Genomic DNA, 17,953 nt, shown 5'->3' on the forward strand with positions numbered 1-17,953 from the left:
GAAGGAGCACAACCCACCACAAGGGAAATGCTCCTTCTTTTCGTCTTTCTGGAGGGCCCGTTCCTGACTACAACGTCAGGGACCAGCCCTCTTTTGAACGTTTTGCCAAAGTTGACCACGGCCTTAGCGATGAGCAGTGCATCAGTACTTGGACGTCTTCTGGTTCGATCCAGGTGCCGGCACTCGGAACGATATGCACCGAATGATTTGAATTTTCTCTCCTACGACTCTCTTAGAAGGGGCGGGTTTGAAGAAGGTGTTAATGACGGTTGAAAAGTAGCCCAGTAGCAGCGGTCGAATAGTAGCCCATTCAATCAAAATTGGAAAGGTGATTTCCATGGATAATTGGGCGCAGATTCGAGTACTGCGCGCGGAGGAAGGCGATTGGTTGTGCGCGTCGGCTATATGTTTCCTCGTCTTATTCTCTGATATCGGTCGGCCTAGCTGGTTGTCTTTTTCTCCATTTGGGCTCCAGGGGTGGATCGGGCCGGGTTTCTATAACTCCGTATTCAGTCTCTTCTGTTTCAAATCACATCATTCCTTTGGCCCGGCGTGGTCTCGTTTCAAGTCTGGTGTCGTAAGGGGAATGCTGGAGTGTTTGTATTGAGGTCGCCCGTAGCCTTGGGCGGGGCATTTTGTCGATCCGATAGGTTTTAATGCCTGGGAGCGGGAACGCGACTAGTGGTTTCCGCTTTCTGTTGTAGCGTCGTGGTCGAGTCTTTGGGAGCTGCGTGGGGTTAGGCCTCAGATCGGCGGGGCTTGTTTTGTTGATATTCCTATCGCGCGTTGGTGCATGGGGCGCCTTCGTGTTGGTGTGCTCGGAATTGGGGCAGGATTTGATCCTGGGTGTTGATCGCGGGTGGAGGTGCATGCCACCTTATTGGCTGGGGCTCTAACCTATGGACACAGTGACGTTAAAGTTTAGTCCGGTAGGCGAGCTAGGCGAGCCTATTTGCGTCGTGCTCTATCCCGCTGCGTGCGATTAGGGCCAAGCGTTTGTCGCCTAGAAGTCGTTGTTTGCGACTTTAGGTGAGGCCAACGTCTCCGTTGATGGTCTGATTTTCTCGTTATTTTGGGAAATTAATCTTGGGCAACTGGGTGTTTATTGCTTGTTTCTGTGTTTGGGCGTATCAATAGCCGTGTTCGGTTTGGATCATTTCCGCTGCTTATTTTGTCGCTGGGATCGACGTACGAATTACAACATTTATGGGTGGAGGAAATGATGGGCTACTAAAGGTAAATTCGAAACGAATTCCCTTGGTTTTCCAATCAGAGGATCGATGAACTCGATGCGTGTCGCGGTGAGATGCATTGGTACGCGCATGTCTTCGGCGTCGGCGGGGAAGGTAACCGGGTAGACGGGGTCGCCAAGGATCGGCACACCGGCATCCCACATATGTAGGCGAAGCTGGTGCGTCTTTCCGGTCTTCGGCTTGAGCGTGTACTTAGCCAAAGGCGGCTGCGGACCGTGAATAGCTTCGTAGGGTTCGTTATCCACGGGGTTAACGCCGGCAACCTCAGTGAAAGCATTTGGTTCGCCCGCTACCAGCCTGCCCTGGATCTCACCCGGGGTTTTCTCAATGCGTGACTCCCACATGGCGCCGACGGGGACGTCGGAAAGTGGGGCGATAGCCTCGTAAGTCTTGTGGACTCGTCGTTCCGCAAACAGTGTTTGGTAGGCGCCACGAATTTCTTTGGTCTTTGTAAACACGAGGATGCCTGACGTGAGCCGGTCTAGCCGATGCGCGGGCGACAGGTCATCGATGCCCGTGATGCGCCGCATCTGAACCGTGGCGGACTGCACGATGTGCTTGGCACGCGGCATCGTGGCCATGAAAGGTGGCTTGTCCACCACCAGCAAATGCTTGTCTTCAAACAGGATCGGAATGTCGTAAGGCACCGGCGCCTCCGGTGCAGGAATCCGATAGAAGAAGACGTCCTGGTCCTTGGTGAGCAGTGTCTCTGGTTTCAGCACGGTTTGATCGCGCAAGACCACTTCGCCTGCGTCGAAGCGTGCTTGGAGCGCCGCCGCGTTGTCGTTTGGGTGCCGGTGGCGTTGAGACTGAATGAGGTGCTCAAGAAAAGCCCAGGCTGAAATAGAGCCTTCCGGTACACGTGCACGGGTGGGGTTCAACCCATCTTTAATCGGCAACGGGCTGAAGCCTTTGCGCATATGTACTAGTCTGTTCTCCATGGATTTTGACTCTCTTCTTGCACCGGTAATTGAATTCTTCTCCACCGGCATTGGCGCTGTAATTGCCAAGGTCGCGGAGTTTATTTACAGCGTACTTTTCCCAGCTAACGCAGGCGCTGCAACAACTGCGGAGATTGGTTAATACGTACTACACTTGATGGTATAACCACCTGAAAGGAAAGAACATGGCCAAGGAAGACATTGTTGTTGTTGCCGTAGATGGTTCGGAAGCCTCCAAGAACGCTGTTCGTTGGGCAGCAAACACTGCCCTCAAGCGTGGTATTCCTCTCCGCATTGCCTCCAGCTACACGATGCCACAGTTCCTCTATGCAGAAGGCATGGTTCCCCCAAAGGAGCTCTTTGAGGATCTGCAGGCTGAAACCCTCGAGAAGATTGAAGAGGGTCGCGCGATTGCGCACGAGGTTGCTCCAGAGCTGAAGATCGGACACACCGTCGCAGAGGGTTCCCCGATTGATATGCTCCTGGAGATGTCCCAGGACGTCACCATGATTGTCATGGGCTCCCGCGGCATGGGTGGCCTCTCCGGCATGGTGATGGGTTCTGTTTCCGCTTCCGTGGTTTCCCACGCTGCCTGCCCGGTTGTTGTTGTCCGTGAGAACAACAACGTCACCGAGCTGAACAAGTACGGTCCGGTTGTTGTCGGTGTCGACGGTTCTGAGGTTTCCCAGAAGGCCACCGCGTACGCTTTCAAGGAAGCTGACGCTCGTGGCGCAGAGCTGATTGCGGTTCACACCTGGATGGACATGCAGGTTCAGGCTTCCCTCGCCGGACTGTCCGCAGCCCAGGCTGAGTGGGCAGAAGTCGAGAAGGAACAGGCGGAGCTGCTGACCGAGCGCATCGCTTCCTTCCAGGAGGAGTACCCGAACGTTCAGGTAAAGAAGCTCATCGCCCGTGACCGTCCGGTGCGTGCGCTTACCGACGCCTCCGATGGCGCCCAGCTGCTCGTCGTTGGTTCCCATGGACGTGGTGGCTTCAAGGGCATGCTGCTCGGATCTACCTCCCGTGCACTGCTGCAGTCGGCGCCTTGCCCAATGATGGTTGTGCGCCCAGACTCTGCTTAATAGCTGGCAACCAGCCGAATTGGCTGGCAATCTACTAACGATTGAGACACGATTTTAGGAGCGACCTGCGGAAAGACAGATCGCTCCTTTCTTTTCCCAAAAATGCTGGAACCATGGTACCTGTAGCTGAAACAACTGATACTAAAAGGAGAAGATTGCTATGGGTATGGGTCTAGGATTCTTTGGTTCGATTATCGTGGGTATTATTGCTGGCTGGTTGGCTGAGAAGATCATGAAACGCGATCACGGCCTGCTGACTAACCTTATCGTCGGTGTGCTTGGCGGTCTCTTGGGCGCAGGCATTATGTCCTTCTTCGGTTCGAGCTCCCCGAATGGCTGGATCATGATGATCGTCGTCGCCACCTTGGGTGCTTGTTTGCTTCTGTGGATTGTTGGTCTCGTTACCAAGAAGTCGGCGAAGTAGATCCGAATCTAATTCGCAAACATACCGGTTTGTCTATATTGTGTAGATGAACCGGTTTCGTCGTTTTAGGAGAGGATATGCCAGAAAAGAAGTCGCGCAGGAATCGTCCGAGCCCGCGCAGCCGACTCCTCGAGTCCGCGACCAATCTCTTTACCACTGAGGGCATTCGTGTCATCGGCATCGACCGCATTCTCCGCGAAGCTGACGTGGCTAAAGCATCCCTTTACTCCCTCTTCGGCTCAAAAGACGCACTCGTCATTGCGTACGTAGAGTCCCTCGATGAGAAGTACCGAGCTGACTGGGAAGCGCGCATTGAGGGGCTTACGGATCCGCACCAGAAGGTGCTTGCGTTCTTTGATAAGGCAATCGAGGAACAGCCCGATATGGAATTCCGCGGCTCGCACTTCCTCAACGCAGCGGGCGAATACCCGCGCCCCGAAACTGATGCTGAGCGGGGAATCGTTGCAGCCTGTATGGAGCACCGCAATTGGATGCACTCCACTATGACGGCACTGCTGACTGCGAAGAATGGCTACCCCTCGGCAACACAGGCTAGCCAGCTACTTATTTTCCTAGATGGCGGCATGGCGGGTGCTAGGCTGACCCGCGAAATATCGCCTCTTAAGACGGCGCGGGAACTCGCTATTCAGCTTCTTTCTGAGCCGCCTGCTGACTATTCAATCTAATTTGCTTGCGCGCCTCACCTAGGATCTGGGCGTGGTGCTTGCGCTTTGCACGTAGGTCTTCCTTGCTGAGTCCCTCGGGATTCTTATTCTTTTTAGTCTCCTTGTTGCGCCAGGCGCGGAAGCTATCACGCCGCAGCTGTATCACGGCGTCGGTAAGCGGGTAACGGCGGTACATGATGTATTCGTAGACCAAGGTCTGGACCAGTGTGTAGAGATAGGTCCAAGCCCAATAGAAGATGATGGCGACAGGGATTGGTCCACTCATTGCTGTGCTCCACAATATCCATGGCAGCAAAATGATCATCGCGAACATTAACCAGAACACGCGTCGCGGCACCTTCTCATCGAACTGCAAGGTGAGGAAGCTGCGGTATTGGGTGATGATCATGTTAAGAACGGTGAAGCCGATGGCCAGCACCAGGAGGGGAACTACGAGATCACGGTGGTCACGGGCAAAGTCCGTAATCGGCACGCCGTTGAGTAGCGCAGCGCGAAATGACGTGACATCGCCAGGCGTGAGCAGGCCGACGTGGTCCACCTGCCCGATGCGCGAGGCACGCAGCACAACTTGGTAGAGGCCGAGGAAGAAGGGCACAATGATGAAAACAGGTAGACAGCCCACGAGCGGGTTGTACTTATAGCGCTCGTGTAGTTCTTTTTGATCCTGTAAGGCTGCGACAGCCTCTTCTACCGTGGTTGCAGCGTTAAGTCTATCTCTAATTGCATAGGCTTCGGGGCGCATCAAAGCACTGATGCGACCCGAGCGAACGGACAGCCAGTTCAGTGGTGCGATGAAGCTGCGAACAGTAAGAACGAGGAATACGATCGCCACGAGCCAGGCCATGGATTCATCAAGAAAAGAGGCAAAGAGCAGGTGCCATAGTTTCAAGATGCCGGAAACGGGGTACATGAAAACTTCGAGCATGATTGTCCTTTGCGATCCATGGATAGGGCACTCTTACTGTACAGCGGTTAAGGTAATTCCATGACTAAGACCGGAGTGAGCACCGTCATCGGTGAGTTGATGCTGACCGCTGGCGTGATCTTGCTGCTTTTTTCCTTCTATGAGGCGTATTGGACCAATCTAGAGTCCGGGAAGTTGCAGGACAAAGCCAATGAGAAGCTCGATACCCAGTGGCACAACCCTCGCGGTAAACTAAAACCCGAGCTTGGCGAGGCTTTTGCGCGTATGTATATTCCTACCTTCGGGTCCGATTTCCACTTTGCCATCTTGGAAGGCACGGAAGATGAAGACCTCTTACGCGGACCTGGACATTATGCCGACACCCAGATGCCAGGCGAGTTAGGAAATTTTGGTGTGGCGGGTCACCGCGTGGGTAAAGGTGCACCTTTCAACGATTTGGGCAATCTTGAGACCTGCGACGCCATTGTGATTGAGACCCAAACAGAATGGATTACCTATCGCGTCATGCCAATCGATGGCGTGCAAGCCGATTGTTTTACCCCGGAACAGCAGGCTAAGCCCGAATACCAGGGCATCAATGGCCGCCACATAACGCTGCCCGATGATGGTGCCGTAATTAACCCCATCCCAGGGATGGATACGCCAGTGGAGCAGGCATCAGAGGCCTTGCTCACCCTAACCACTTGCCACCCGCAGTTTTCGAATGCAGAACGCATGATCGTCCACGCGATGGAAGTCGGGCACGAGCCGAAGGTAAAGGGACAGACCCCGGCCGTACTGGAGGAGAGTTAAATGTACCGCGCACTTTGGAATCTTTTGCCAGGCCCCACAGTGGTCAAGGTGATACTCGCGATTGCGATTGCGGTTGGAGTGTTCTTCCTTCTTATGGAAGTTGTTTTCCCGTGGGTCTCGACGATGATGCCGTACAACGACGTCGCAGTCTAACGTCGCTTCAACTCCTGAGGGCTTAGAGTGCCAAGTTCTTAATCGTTTCCTTGGTAATAAGCTCCGCCTTCAAGGTCTGCGCCTGGTTGGACCAGACGAGCACGGCCTTGTTGTCCTTTTGCACCGCGAAGACCGAGTAGGAATCCTCGAAGACACCACGTCCGCCGGACCAGCCATCGAATTCCGCAGGCTCTGTGGAGTCAACGGGCGCTGCCCAGTCAACCACCGCACGAGCTTCTTCTACCGAGGGCATTTCGCGAACGATGACTGTGGCCTGTGGGTCCTCTGGGTAGGACCAGAAGATGCAAGCGGGCGTCTTAAAGCGCTGATCGACGGCCACACGGGTCATTCTCTGGCCGTTGGTATCGGCAACCCACTGGGAGTCCAGGTAAGGGCAATCCTGGTCGGCGCTGGCCTCTGCGGTGGTATCGATGGGCAAACCGTCGTTGGGTAGTGCCGCGGCGGTGGGGGAGGCGTCGTCAGGCGCTGCCGAAAGTTCGGGGGAAGATAAGCCTTGGGAATCGCAGGCAGATAGGGCGAGCGTGACGACCATGAGGGAGGACAGTAGGCTTTTTCGCATGATGTCCACAATAGATCAGCGCTCGCCAGATACGGAGGCCTTGCGCAACGGCATCCATATTCTTACTGCAACGTTGCTTATCGTTGCGATTTTTACCACCGTGCGTTTGCCGCTGTGGCAGGCAGTCATCAACCTGTTGTTGTTGACCGCTTTTGCAGTGGTTTACTTCGCGGGTTCCGTCTACGTGGAGCAGTGGCCGCGTGGGGCGCGGTACCTGTGGCTCGTCATTCTGACGGTGGTGTGGCTGGCGGACATGTTCGTAGCTCCGGCAGCTATCTACTTGGTCTTCGCCCTTTTCTTCCTCTACCTTTACGTGCTCGACTTGTATGCGGGTGTGGTCTGCGTAGTTATCGCGACGATCATTTCCGTTACGGTGCAGATTCCTGGGGGTCTGACCTTCGGTGGCGTTATGGGCCCAGCGGTCTCTGCACTGGTGACCGTGGCGATCTATTATGCGTTTCGTGCCTTGTCCCTGATGAACCGTGAGCTGATTGAGACCCGCTCTCAGCTGGCAGAGTCAGAAAGGGAGAGCGGAATGATTGCTGAACGCCAGCGCATTGCGCACGAAATCCACGATACTCTCGCCCAAGGCCTGTCCTCCATCCAAATGCTGCTGCACGCAGCGGATCGAGATCTCGACACAGAAGACGTGCCGCGCGCCAAAGAGCGTATCGAACTTGCACGCCGCACCGCAGCAGATAACCTGCATGAAGCGCGCGCCATGATTGCAGCACTCCAGCCGCCAGCGCTTGCTGAGGCCTCCCTGGAAGGGGCGCTCACGCGCATGGCGGAGAACTTCGCTGCCACGAGCGGGCTTGACGTTGAAGTCGACTCTGAGGGCGACGTGCTCAAATTGCCGATGAAGGTCGAGGCTGCCCTCTTGCGCATCGCGCAGGGAGCGGTGGGCAACGTGGTCAAACATTCGGAGGCAACACGTGCGCGCATTACCGTAACTTACGCGCCGGGTGAAGTGCGCGTGGACGTAGTCGATAACGGGCACGGTTTTGACGTAACGGCAGTACAGAACAAACCGGCGGGGTTGGGGCACATTGGGCTCTCGGCGATGCGCCGACGCGCGGAGGAGCTCGGCGGCGAAGTGATCATTGAGTCCACCCCGGGGTCAGGTACCGCGGTGTCAGTTAGTATGCCCTTAAATAACCCTGTAAATTAAACTTTTGGATGATTTTCTCAACCACTTTAGGAGGAAGAGCACGTGATTAGGGTCTTGCTGGCAGATGACCACGAGATCGTTCGCCTCGGGCTGCGATCTGTGCTCGAAGGCGCAGAGGACATTGAGGTTGTCGGCGAGGTAGCAACGGCGGAGGCTGCGGTTTCCGCGGCGCAGGCCGGCGGTATCGACGTGATCTTGATGGATCTTCGTTTTGGCGCAGGAATCGAGGGCACGCGCGTGATGGGTGGCGCTGAGGCAACCGCGGCCATTCGCTCCTCGATGAGCACTCCACCAAAGGTCCTGGTGGTAACAAACTATGACACGGATGCAGATATCCTCGGCGCCATCGAAGCAGGCGCTGTGGGATACCTGCTGAAGGATGCGCCGCCGCACGAGCTGCTGGCTGCCGTGCACTCGGCCGCGGATGGTGACTCTGCGCTTTCGCCGATTGTGGCGGACCGTCTCATGACGCGTGTGCGCACCCCTCGTACCTCGTTGACTCCACGCGAGCTAGAGGTACTCAAGCTCGTGGCCGCGGGCGCGTCAAATCGCGAGATTGGACAGGACCTTATGCTTTCGGAAGCCACGGTGAAGTCGCACCTGGTACATATTTACGACAAGCTGGGGGTGCGCTCCCGTACTTCTGCTGTAGCAGCAGCCCGCGAACAAGGCGTTCTTTAGAAGGGGCTTTTGTCGGAACTTAGTCCTGTAAACGCTTCTGGATTTCAGCAGTGATGTTATCGATCTCGCCCTCGATGGTCTTGTGAACACGGCGGCGCTGCTGATCGGTCATGAACTCAGCGTTATCGATGGAGGCTTCCACCTCGGTCAGGCGCTCCTTGATGTCGCGCTTAAAGCCAGCCGGAAGGTTGGATTCCTTAAGGGAGTTACGGATACCTGTGGTGCGTGCCTTCAGGGAAGCTCCATGGCCGGAGAAGGAAGCGAGCTGGTCAGTAGTCAGGCCTGCCTTTTTGGCACGGTTGGCCTCCAGCTGGCCTTGAGCGGCTACGACGCCGCGGTAAATGAGCGGCAGGAGCAGCGGCGCAGCGGTTCGCAATGCGCCTGCGTAGCGCTTGACATTGTTCTTGTTTAGACGGCCATTCTTGAGCTTATCCAGCTCCAGCTGTGCCATCTTCTTTTCATGCTTGCGGCGCTTCTTTAACCCCTTTTCCTCGGACTTGATGAGTGCCTTCTCTTGCTTTGCCAGCAGCTTCTGCTGGCGCTTCTGTGCCTTGGAGGCTTCCTTAACTTCCGCCTTTACGCGGGTTTTAGCTGCTTTGAGCTCCGCGCGTGCTTCGCGGCGGGCCTTCTTAATCTTCTTAATAATGCTCATTTTCATCCTTTGCTTTTTGTCTGGGTTCAACTTTACCTTGCTGTTCTATTAAGCTCACCCGTTGTGAAGGATGTGCTTGGTGCTGCGGACCTCGTGGGGTGTCGTTATAGGCTCGTGCAGCGGCGTGCCCACCCGGAGATTCCGCGCACGCATGCTTCGCTGGCTAGGGCCGAGCGGCATGCTGCGGCTGTCGACGCAGCCTTGGCGAATTTGCCGGTTAAGGCACCCGGGCGTTTCCGACGCATCGATATTGAAGGGGATGAGTGGGAACGCTCCATGGCCACGCTGGAGGCGCTGGCTTATGGCTACACGCACATCACTAATGCCGTCTTTGCCACCGATGAATGGAAGGTGGAGGTAGATCTTCTCCTGCAAGAGGGCGAAAAGTACACACCAGTTATCGTGTCGAATCACCGCGTCGCTCGGCGCAATGAGAGGGCACGCACTCTGGCGGTGCCGACTCATCGCATCGGTTTGAGCGAGCCGCTTGAGATGCCGTATAAGATTCGCCACCATGCCGTGGATGGTTACCGGCTGGCATTTGCGGCGCTGGCGCTGGAGGAGTTGGGCTTGAACTCTGGCCGGGGCGGCGCGATAGGGCAGGATCGCTCCCAAGCCTTTTTTACTGACACGTCCCGTTACAACGTTGAGGGTGCGCTAGCGCAGCCTCTGCCGACGGGGCCGCGTCGGGTAAAAGAATGTGCGACGTGCCGTTTCTGGCAGCTTTGCGAGCCTGAGTTGGTAGAGCGCGATGATATCTCGTTGTTCTTGCCGGGCGATCGTGCGAACCCATACCGGGAGCGCGGCATTGAGACAGTGCAGGCGCTTATCGATGCCCACCTTGGCGAACCCTCTCAGTTGGCCCAGGCCTGGCGGGAAGGGCAGCCGCTGCTGCGGCGCGCGGCGGCGTCGCCAAGCGTGGGCATCGAAGTGCCCCGTGCCGACGTGGAAGTAGACGTGGACATGGAGGCCTATCTCGACCAAGGCGCCTATCTCTGGGGTGCTTGGTACCAGGGCGAGTATCGCGCATTCGTGACGTGGGAGCCGCTCGGTGGCAGAGCTGAGGCGGCAAACTTTGAGGAATTCTGGTCCTGGCTCATGGGCCTGCGCGCGGAAGCACACGCTGCGGGTAAGACCTTTGCTGCGTATTGCTACTCGGCGCACGGGGAGAACCACTGGATGCGGATGTCAGCGAAGCGCTTTGGCAGACCTGCCCTGGCGGAGGTGGAGGAATTCATCTCTTCGGGCGAGTGGGTCGATATGTTTGTGCATGTCAAGCGTAATTTCGCGGGCCCTTATGGCCTGGGGCTGAAGACGGTGGCGCCGCTGGCCGGATTTGAGTGGCCGGAGGACTTCGACGGCGAGGAATCCGTCAACGCAAGGCGCGAAGCTTTGGCAGGGGATATGGAAGTTCGCCAGCAGATCCTTGACTACAACGCAGGCGATGTACAAGCCACCCGCGCAATCCGCGAATTCATGAGCGCCGGCGCGCCAGGCGTGCCCAACCTTGGAGCCATTTCCGTCCCCTAAGCCTTAGACCTCTTACCTTGACGGTGAGCCCTGTCTGGCCCACCGACGACAGTGAATACGACTCTGACTACGAGCCCGAGACTGGTACGGGCTTTTAGAGGAGCAGAAGCGGGGCCAAGATGACGAGGCCAAGTGCGACCTGCTCCCAGGGGACAGTGGTCTCTGGGGCTGGACCCTCGGCCTTTTTCTGTAGAACGGCTTTTTGCGCCTTCACGGCCCGGACGATGAAGATGGGGTAGACCGCGAGCGAGCCGAGACACAGCAGCGCTGCCAGAATCATGGCCCACGAGCTGGAGGTACCCATCCAGATGGCCACGCCGCCATTGATGAAAGTCGCGCGCAGCAAGCCCGCGCGGTTAAGCTCACGCAGGCCAGCGCGGGTAGCAGCGGGTCCGCCGCCCATCGTGGTGGGCAGCAGGTAGCTCATCACACCGAACAACAACTGCGCGGCGAAGCCAATCACCAAAGCTAGCGTTGGGATAGCCGGCTCAGAACTAAAGAAGTGCTGCACCGTGTAATAGGTCAGCGCGCCCACCAACCAAAAGGCGGCAGCCAGTATGGAGACAGACGGGTAGTTGATGCGCCCGCGCGGATCTTTGGCCACAGTGAGGACATTGCCTACCCAGCCCTCGAGGCTAAGTATCCAGCCCAGGCAATAGACGATGAGTCCGGCTTCAGGGTGGTTCACAATCGTGCCCAACAGGGTGACCATAACGCCCACCGCCAGCAGCGTGAAGCTCGAGCGCATCCGCTTGTTGACGCCCTTGGTGCGCCAGATGGAGGGGAACAAGATGGTCAGCGAACCTGCGGCTGCCAGCCCAACGAAACCGCCAACGTTGGCGGTGACGTGCGCGATGAGTAGGCGTGGATGTGCCGGATAAACCGAAAGTAACGCGCCCAGAGTAGCGCCCACCGCCAAGAAGAATGCCGAGGCTACATAGGCCGCAATCACCGGACGGAAGCGCTTGTCCTTTGCCCCACGCCATTGCCCAAAGAGGGAAACTCCATGCCAGGCCACCATTGCGGCAACAATCGTGGCGCCCACCTGCGTCAGAATCCAGTGCTGCTCCCAAGCCTTGTGGAGGAGTTGGCCGATGAGGACCAAGACAATGCCCGCATTGAGGGTATAGATGCGATAGAGCTGGCGCGGCCGGGCGGAATCAGGAAGGCGTGCTTGGACGAACTTCTCAGTCAGGTGCTGCGACCACACCACGATGGAATTGGTCAGGATGCCCAGCGTAAACAGGTGAATGAGCACCCAGCGGGTGTTAGGGGTGAAAGTATGGATCGCACCCACGATGATGAAGACCATCATCCATACCGTCACGGGACGAGAAGCCCGTCGATGCCACGTGCGTGCTGACCACTTATCCATAAAACACGAGTTTATTCGTTTTTTCTCAAGGTCAAAGTCAGCACAGTAAGCACCACCGCGAGTCCCGTATAGACTACGACGAAACCGGCCCAGGGGAGGGCGTCGAAAAGCAGCCCTGCCACCGCGCCCACCACGGAAGAGCCGAAGTAATAACAAAACACGTACATGCTTGAAGCCTCAGCGCGGTCGTGCGTGGCAAGGTGGCCCACCCAGCCTGAAGCCGTGGAGTGCGCTGCGAAGAATCCCACCGTCAGTGCCACGATTCCTACCAACACCACCGGCAGCGGGCCGGCGCATAGCGCGATGCCCACCGCGAAAAGCAGCGACGAGGCGAACAACGTCTTGCCATGACCAATCTGCTGCACCAACTTGCCCGCGCGTGCTGAGGACCACGTGCCGGTGAGGTAGAAGAGGAACACCGAACCCGCCAACGCCGGGGCGAGACCGAAATGCTCAATGAGCCTAAATCCCAAGAAGTTATACATGGACACGAAGGTGCCCATCGCCAAAAATGCGACTAGGAACAGGGGTGCGAGCTGGCGATTATGCCAATGGGCGAAGATGGCGCGGAGCTCATTGCCCAGGCGGATGGACTTCGGCGTGAAGTTGCGCTGCGCAGGAAGCAGGATGATGCAGATCACCGCAAAGAGCAGGGAGACGCAGGCAGAACCGAATAGCGCCCAGCGCCAAGAACTAAATTCCAAAATTCCCGTGGGGATAAGACGCCCGCTAAGGCCCCCAATGGAGGTGCCGGCAATATAGAGACCCATCGCACGGGCAAGATCCTTGGCGTCGAGTTCTTCCGAGAGCCAGGCCATTGCCGTGGCAGGTGCGCCAGCCATCACTGCACCTTGGAGGCCGCGCAACGCGATGAGCGTGGCGGCATTCGGGGCTAGTGGCACCACGAGCCCGAGCACCGTCGCTGCGATGGCGGAGATGATAAGCAGACGCCCGCGGCCGAAGCGCTCCGACAGGATCGAGGCGGGGACCACGCATACAGCCAGCGAACCGGTCGCTGCAGAAATCGTCAGCGCGGCTTGCGTGGAGCTTAGACCCATCTGGGCGACCAAGGTCGGCAGCATGGCCTGTGTGGTGTACAAACAGGAGAAGATTGCGAGGCCCACGAAGAGCATCGCGAGTGTGGCGCGCCGGGTTCTGGTCATGCATCTAGGATGCTCGCTTCCAAAGCATGTGTAAAATGTGTGAAACCATATATTTCCATGCATGACATGCATGATGAGATGCGCATGGCGTGATATGCATGATTTTGCTCGGCAGGAAGAAAGTACAGGAAGAATCCAAGCGATGAATCTCGAGGATGTGCGCGGAGTAGTCGCCGTGGCCGAGCAAGGCTTGGTGGGTGCTGCAGCTGATGACCTGGGGATCTCCCAATCGGCGTTGACTCGGCGTGTGCAGCGAATTGAGCAGCAGCTCGGGGCGAGCTTGTTCTCCCGCACAGGGTGGCGGCTGGTCCTCAACTCCCGCGGGGTGGCCTTTGTTCAACATGCGCGGACTATGCTCAACGCGCAGACCGCTGCGCGCGATGCGGTGGCACGCCTTATGGATCCTGAGCGGGGAACCGTGCGCCTTGACTTCATGCATTCGTTGGGCACTTGGATGGTCCCTGACCTGGTCAAGGCCTATCGCGCCCAGCACCCGCACGTCGATATACGGCTGCACCAAGGAGCCGCGCGTGAGCTCGTCGAGCGCGTGCTTGCCGGTGAGTCGGACCTCGCCCTTGTGGGCCCGCGTCCGGCAGGGGTGGCGCAGTCAGGCGAATCGGCGCCTTCATCGAGCGTGACGGAAATTGGCTGGCACCAGATTGAGCTGCAGCGTCTCGGCCTCGCCGTGCCTGAGGGGCATTGGGCAGCGGGGTGGGAAAGCGTGGACATCGCTGATTTCCGCGATGAGCCATTCATCGGCATGTTGCCTGGCTATGGCACGCGCATGCTTCTCGATGCCCTCGCTGCCAAGGCGGGGTTCTCCCCGCAGCTGGTGTTCGAATCGATGGAGCTGACCACTGTGGCCGGGCTTGTCGACGCCGGACTCGGCACCGCACTGCTTCCCCTCGACGACCCCTATCTCCAAGCCCGCAACCTCATCCCGCTGGAGCCGCCTGCCTTCCGCGAACTCGGCCTCGTGTGGCGCCCCGGCGATGACGCCCCGCCCGTGGAGCAGTTTCGCGACTTCATCGTGGCGCGCTCAGTCTGACGGCTTAAGGGACATTTGGCCCTTAAGCCGTCAGACTGGGGCAAGAAAAAGACCGCCCGAAGGCGGTCTTAACTAATGCAAGCTAACGCGTATGCGGCTTACTTGGAAGCAGCAGCGAAGCGCTCTGCAACGTCATCCCAGTTGAAGACGTTCCAGACAGCCTTGACGTAGTCAGCCTTAACGTTCTTGTACTGCAGGTAGAAAGCGTGCTCCCACATATCGAGCATGAGCAGCGGGGTGAAGTTGATGGAGGTGTTGCCCTGCTGATCGGTCAGCTGCTCAACGAGGAGGCGGCCAGCGATGTGGTCGTAACCAAGCACTGCCCAGCCGGAGCCCTGCAGGCCAAGAGCCGCAGCGTTGAAGGCCTTCTGGAAAGCCTCGAAGGAACCGAAGTCACGGTTGATAGCCTCTGCCAGCTCGCCGGTTGGCTCGCCGCCACCATTAGGGCCAAGGTTCTTCCAGAAGATGGAGTGGTTGGTGTGGCCACCCAGGTTGAAAGCAAGGTTCTTGTACAGAGCGCGGAGGCGGTCTGCATTGCCCTCGCCCTTAATCTCAGCGTCGATAGCCTCGAGAGCTGCGTTTGCGCCAGCAACGTAGTTTGCGTGGTGCTTGGTGTGGTGCAGCTCCATGATCTCTGCGGAGATGTGTGGCTCGAGAGCGTCGTATGCGTAGTCGAGTTCTGGAAGTTCGTAGACAGCCATTGTTAATTCCTTTCTTTGGGTACGGTGCCCAATGATAGGAGCGCTGAAAGAATTCCGCCACAATTTATCCGGAACGAAATACACTCGGGGCGCGTTAAAACCTATATGGCCGTCATGGGGCGGTGTGCGAACGCCTGCCCCGTGGGCAAAGTTGCCGCCCAAATGCCCCCAGACAACGAGCAAGGAGATGTCATGTCGTGGTTGTTTAAGCCGGAACCAAAGATTGTGAACAGGGAAGATGCCCTTCCCGGCCGTGCGGAGCCGATCCTGGATCCACGCCCGCACGCGGTGCTCGGCACTCCGATCACTGGCCCGTGGAAAGAGGGACAGAAGTCCCTTCTGATCGCTATCGGCTGTTTCTGGGGCGCGGAGAAAATGTTCTGGGAAACCCCCGGTGTGGAGTCCACGTCCGTTGGCTATGCCGGTGGCACCACCCCGAATCCTACGTACTACGAGGTCTGCCGCGGCCTGACTAACCACGCTGAGACCGTGCAGATTACCTATGATCCCGCGCAGGTTAGCCTGCGTGACTTGGTGGTCAAGGCCTTGGAAGCCCACGATCCCACCCAAGGTTTTCGGCAGGGCAATGACGTGGGCACGCAGTACCGTTCCGCGTTTTACCCAGAGACTGAGGAAGAGCGTGCGGAGATCCAGGAGATCGTGGATTCCTACGCAGGCAAGCTTGCCGACGCCGGCTTCGGTGACACCACCACTGAGGTCAAGCTCCTCTCAGAGACGGACTCCGGTGCCTACTACCTCGCCGAGGACGAGCACCAGCAATACCTGCACAAGAACCCCAAAGGCTACTGCCCGCACCACTCCACTGGCGTCAAGTGCGGCTAGAACCGCTTCCTTACTTGGTGGCGGAAATCTGAGGGCTTGTTGAGCTGATCGCGTTCCACGAACACGCGCATTCTCTCCGCCAGCTCTGGCGTGAGCTGGGTGCGTGCTTGTGAACCGAGGACGCAATCCCAGTACCAGAATGTTTCCTCAAAGTAGTTGTGGCCGTGGCCGCCCGGCACATTGAGGGAGTTGAGCTGATCGAGGGCTACCTGCCAAAAAGTGATGAAAGGTACCCACGGCAGGCGTTTGAATGTATCGGCATACAGCGTGTTTGGTGCCGGTTCATGAATCCAGTCTGGGCGCATGAAGATAAGGCGGCGATCCCACCACACGATGGCATCGGATGCGTGCTGGCCAAAGACCACGCGGGGACGGTGCCAGCGCTCATAATCGCTGCCGAAGGCATCGTGTTCCATGTGCGCTGGGGTGGAGGCAAAACGCACGTGCTTGCCGGCGTCGATAAGCGGCAGGCGCTCCAAGGAACCGCGATCACGCCCGCGGGCCAGCCGCCGCGTAAACGTAGTCATGCGAGGAGGGCCGGTGAATACCGCACCGTCGCAAGACTGCAGGAGATCGTCTAGGTCACGGTAGTTTTCCACGATGCCGTAGCAGCCCAGGGATTCGCCGGCGAAGTACAGCTTCGGGCGATCGTCTTCGGGCAGCGTCGAAAGCCGCGACTGCACAGCGTTGATGAGCTCCCGCGCGGCGTCGACTGGCGCCTGACGGTCAACGACGTAGCAAAACACCGAAGGCAGATAGGAGTACTGCAGGGTGACCGTGGCGCAGTTGCCATGGGTTAAGAACTCGTATGCTGAAACCGAATAGTTGTTGATCCAGCCGGAGCCAGCGGGCAACTGGATGGCGATGGTCTCCCGGCGAAAAGCGCCGGTGCGTTCTAACTCGGCCAATGCCTGCTGAGCGGCGCTGATGGGGCCGCGCCCTTGGACTAAGCCGACGAAGATGCGGATGGGCTCATGGGCGCGGTTGCAGATCATCACCTCTTTAATGTCGTGCGCACGCGGGCCGCGGTCCAAGAAGGCGCGGCCTTGGGAACCGACTGCGGTCCACGGTTCAAGGGACCATGGGCTGCCACTTCGCTCCGGTTCCCATGGCATGACCGAGCCGGGATAAACCAGCTTGTTGAGCTGCAGTGCTTTTAGGGAGGCGTCGTGGATGAACCGGCGCCAGAGCATGCGATTGCTGAGGAAAGCAGCGGCGTAGCTGACCGCGGCACCGGCCAGCGGCCAAGCGACCCACCGGGGGAGCCACCGCTGGACCCCGCGGGAGAGCTGAGTGACAGTGATCTGTGCGGCTTCCCCGACGATGAGCAGCGTGCCGTAACCAACTGTTCCGAGGGCAATGCCGAGAAAGGCGGATTCAGGGCCGCGCTCGTTGTGCTTGCTGACCAGCTTTGCCTGTGCGCTCTGGTTGCGAAGGGAACGCACGCCTACGGCCAGGGTGATGGCGCCCAGGGCAAGGTGCGTACGGCTGCGCAGGGTAGGGCCAACGTGATCCTGGGGGCGTTTCCCGGTGTAGCGCAGGCCGCGTTTGGTGATGAACGCGGCCGTGGTCGCGGCCAAGTGGCCTACGCCTTGCCCGATGGCGACGTTGGCGGCCGTGACCCACCACGGGCGCGGAAGGAGCGAGGGTGAGACCGCCGCCCAGGTGGCAATCTCGGCGGCAAAGATGCCGGGCGCCATGTTCTGTGGCAAACGTCTCCTGCCAGTCATGCGTACACCAGGTGTAAGATCGCTGAGCACTTCCAGCCCAAAAACCGCAAATGACAAGGTACGAATCGCTGCGGCGCGGGCGAATTTGCGGGCGAGTTGGCGCATGGGCACCATTCAACCAGCTCGGAAAGCACCCTGCAGAGTATGTCCGATCGGACATTTTGTGTGTGAGATCAGACTGCCGACTATGTGAGATCGGGCGCACAACGGGCACAAATCAGAA

At 58.1% G+C, this 17,953-nt stretch carries 19 protein-coding genes; 11 read left to right on the plus strand and 8 right to left on the minus strand.

Translation table 11 applies throughout. The annotated features are described in order from the left end of the window. Positions 1–1,204 precede the first annotated feature (1,204 nt). Positions 1,205–2,245: a pseudouridine synthase gene (locus tag CHU71_RS01415; protein ID WP_187271985.1), complete on the minus strand. Its 1,041-nt coding sequence runs from the start codon at positions 2,243–2,245 to the stop codon at positions 1,205–1,207. On the opposite strand from CHU71_RS01415, the gene CHU71_RS12735 reads away from it, so the two are divergent. The 4 genes from CHU71_RS12735 to CHU71_RS01430 all read left to right on the plus strand — a co-directional run bounded on the left by CHU71_RS12735 (position 2,193) and on the right by CHU71_RS01430 (position 4,386). Continuing rightward, a complete protein-coding gene (locus tag CHU71_RS12735) occupies positions 2,193–2,336 on the plus strand; it encodes a hypothetical protein (protein WP_005529397.1) in 144 nt (47 codons plus the stop codon). The genes CHU71_RS01415 and CHU71_RS12735 overlap by 53 nt on opposite strands. Positions 2,337–2,379: 43 nt before the next feature. Beyond that, the gene (locus tag CHU71_RS01420) at positions 2,380–3,276 is read left to right on the plus strand and encodes a universal stress protein (protein ID WP_005529399.1); all 897 of its coding nucleotides are present in this window, start codon (positions 2,380–2,382) and stop codon (positions 3,274–3,276) included. Positions 3,277–3,436: 160 nt separating this feature from the next. After that, positions 3,437–3,700, plus strand: coding sequence for a GlsB/YeaQ/YmgE family stress response membrane protein (locus tag CHU71_RS01425; protein ID WP_005529400.1), 264 nt, complete (start codon positions 3,437–3,439; stop codon positions 3,698–3,700). 77 nt (positions 3,701–3,777) lie between these two features. Beyond that, positions 3,778–4,386, plus strand: coding sequence for a TetR/AcrR family transcriptional regulator (locus CHU71_RS01430; RefSeq protein WP_147759940.1), 609 nt, complete (start codon positions 3,778–3,780; stop codon positions 4,384–4,386). On the opposite strand, the gene yidC is transcribed toward CHU71_RS01430, so the two are convergent. Further along, the gene (gene yidC / locus CHU71_RS01435) at positions 4,343–5,311 is read right to left on the minus strand and encodes a membrane protein insertase YidC (RefSeq protein ID WP_147759941.1); all 969 of its coding nucleotides are present in this window, start codon (positions 5,309–5,311) and stop codon (positions 4,343–4,345) included. The genes CHU71_RS01430 and yidC overlap by 44 nt on opposite strands. 60 nt (positions 5,312–5,371) lie before the next feature. Here yidC and CHU71_RS01440 point away from each other — a divergent pair, with 60 nt between their 5' ends. Further along, complete coding sequence (locus CHU71_RS01440) at positions 5,372–6,103, plus strand: class E sortase (protein ID WP_147759942.1); 732 nt, start codon at positions 5,372–5,374, stop codon at positions 6,101–6,103. Continuing rightward, on the plus strand, positions 6,104–6,256 hold the full coding sequence (locus CHU71_RS12740; protein ID WP_046645857.1) for a hypothetical protein: 153 nt from the start codon (positions 6,104–6,106) through the stop codon (positions 6,254–6,256). A 22-nt stretch (positions 6,257–6,278) separates the two neighbouring features. Here the strand turns inward: CHU71_RS12740 and CHU71_RS01445 are convergent, their stop codons facing one another. Then, on the minus strand, positions 6,279–6,836 hold the full coding sequence (locus tag CHU71_RS01445; protein WP_049146823.1) for a DUF2020 domain-containing protein: 558 nt from the start codon (positions 6,834–6,836) through the stop codon (positions 6,279–6,281). On the opposite strand from CHU71_RS01445, the gene CHU71_RS01450 reads away from it, so the two are divergent. Together CHU71_RS01450 and CHU71_RS01455 are read left to right on the plus strand one after the other, a co-directional pair. Next, a complete protein-coding gene (locus tag CHU71_RS01450) occupies positions 6,835–8,007 on the plus strand; it encodes a sensor histidine kinase (protein ID WP_049160077.1) in 1,173 nt (390 codons plus the stop codon). The genes CHU71_RS01445 and CHU71_RS01450 overlap by 2 nt on opposite strands. Before the next feature lie 42 nt (positions 8,008–8,049). Further along, the gene (locus tag CHU71_RS01455; RefSeq protein WP_005529414.1) at positions 8,050–8,688 is read left to right on the plus strand and encodes a response regulator transcription factor; all 639 of its coding nucleotides are present in this window, start codon (positions 8,050–8,052) and stop codon (positions 8,686–8,688) included. Between the two features lie 19 nt (positions 8,689–8,707). Here CHU71_RS01455 and CHU71_RS01460 read toward each other — a convergent pair whose 3' ends face one another. After that, positions 8,708–9,340 carry a DUF6474 family protein gene (locus tag CHU71_RS01460; protein ID WP_034657035.1) on the minus strand — a complete coding sequence of 211 codons (633 nt, stop codon included), beginning with the start codon at positions 9,338–9,340 and terminating at the stop codon, positions 8,708–8,710. 63 nt (positions 9,341–9,403) lie between these two features. Here CHU71_RS01460 and CHU71_RS01465 point away from each other — a divergent pair, with 63 nt between their 5' ends. Then, a complete protein-coding gene (locus CHU71_RS01465) occupies positions 9,404–10,870 on the plus strand; it encodes a TM0106 family RecB-like putative nuclease (RefSeq protein WP_187271986.1) in 1,467 nt (488 codons plus the stop codon). A 94-nt stretch (positions 10,871–10,964) separates the two neighbouring features. Here the strand turns inward: CHU71_RS01465 and CHU71_RS01470 are convergent, their stop codons facing one another. Continuing rightward, entirely contained in the window at positions 10,965–12,245 is a 1,281-nt protein-coding gene (locus tag CHU71_RS01470) for a copper oxidase (RefSeq protein WP_236593640.1), read from the minus strand. Positions 12,246–12,256: 11 nt separating this feature from the next. Beyond that, complete coding sequence (locus CHU71_RS01475; protein WP_147759943.1) at positions 12,257–13,408, minus strand: MFS transporter; 1,152 nt, start codon at positions 13,406–13,408, stop codon at positions 12,257–12,259. Positions 13,409–13,550: 142 nt separating this feature from the next. Between CHU71_RS01475 and CHU71_RS01480 the strand changes: the two genes are divergently transcribed. Further along, positions 13,551–14,456, plus strand: coding sequence for a LysR substrate-binding domain-containing protein (locus CHU71_RS01480; protein WP_147759944.1), 906 nt, complete (start codon positions 13,551–13,553; stop codon positions 14,454–14,456). A gap of 98 nt (positions 14,457–14,554) precedes the next feature. Here CHU71_RS01480 and CHU71_RS01485 read toward each other — a convergent pair whose 3' ends face one another. Continuing rightward, positions 14,555–15,157 carry a superoxide dismutase gene (locus tag CHU71_RS01485; RefSeq protein WP_005529425.1) on the minus strand — a complete coding sequence of 201 codons (603 nt, stop codon included), beginning with the start codon at positions 15,155–15,157 and terminating at the stop codon, positions 14,555–14,557. A gap of 192 nt (positions 15,158–15,349) precedes the next feature. Here CHU71_RS01485 and msrA point away from each other — a divergent pair, with 192 nt between their 5' ends. Further along, positions 15,350–16,000: a peptide-methionine (S)-S-oxide reductase MsrA gene (msrA, locus tag CHU71_RS01490; protein WP_049191713.1), complete on the plus strand. Its 651-nt coding sequence runs from the start codon at positions 15,350–15,352 to the stop codon at positions 15,998–16,000. On the opposite strand, the gene CHU71_RS01495 is transcribed toward msrA, so the two are convergent. Beyond that, positions 15,997–17,844: an alpha/beta-hydrolase family protein gene (locus tag CHU71_RS01495; protein ID WP_187271987.1), complete on the minus strand. Its 1,848-nt coding sequence runs from the start codon at positions 17,842–17,844 to the stop codon at positions 15,997–15,999. The genes msrA and CHU71_RS01495 overlap by 4 nt on opposite strands. Positions 17,845–17,953 lie beyond the last annotated feature (109 nt).

This window comes from Corynebacterium sp. LK14 (genome assembly GCF_008042215.1).
GTDB lineage: Bacteria > Actinomycetota > Actinomycetes > Mycobacteriales > Mycobacteriaceae > Corynebacterium > Corynebacterium striatum.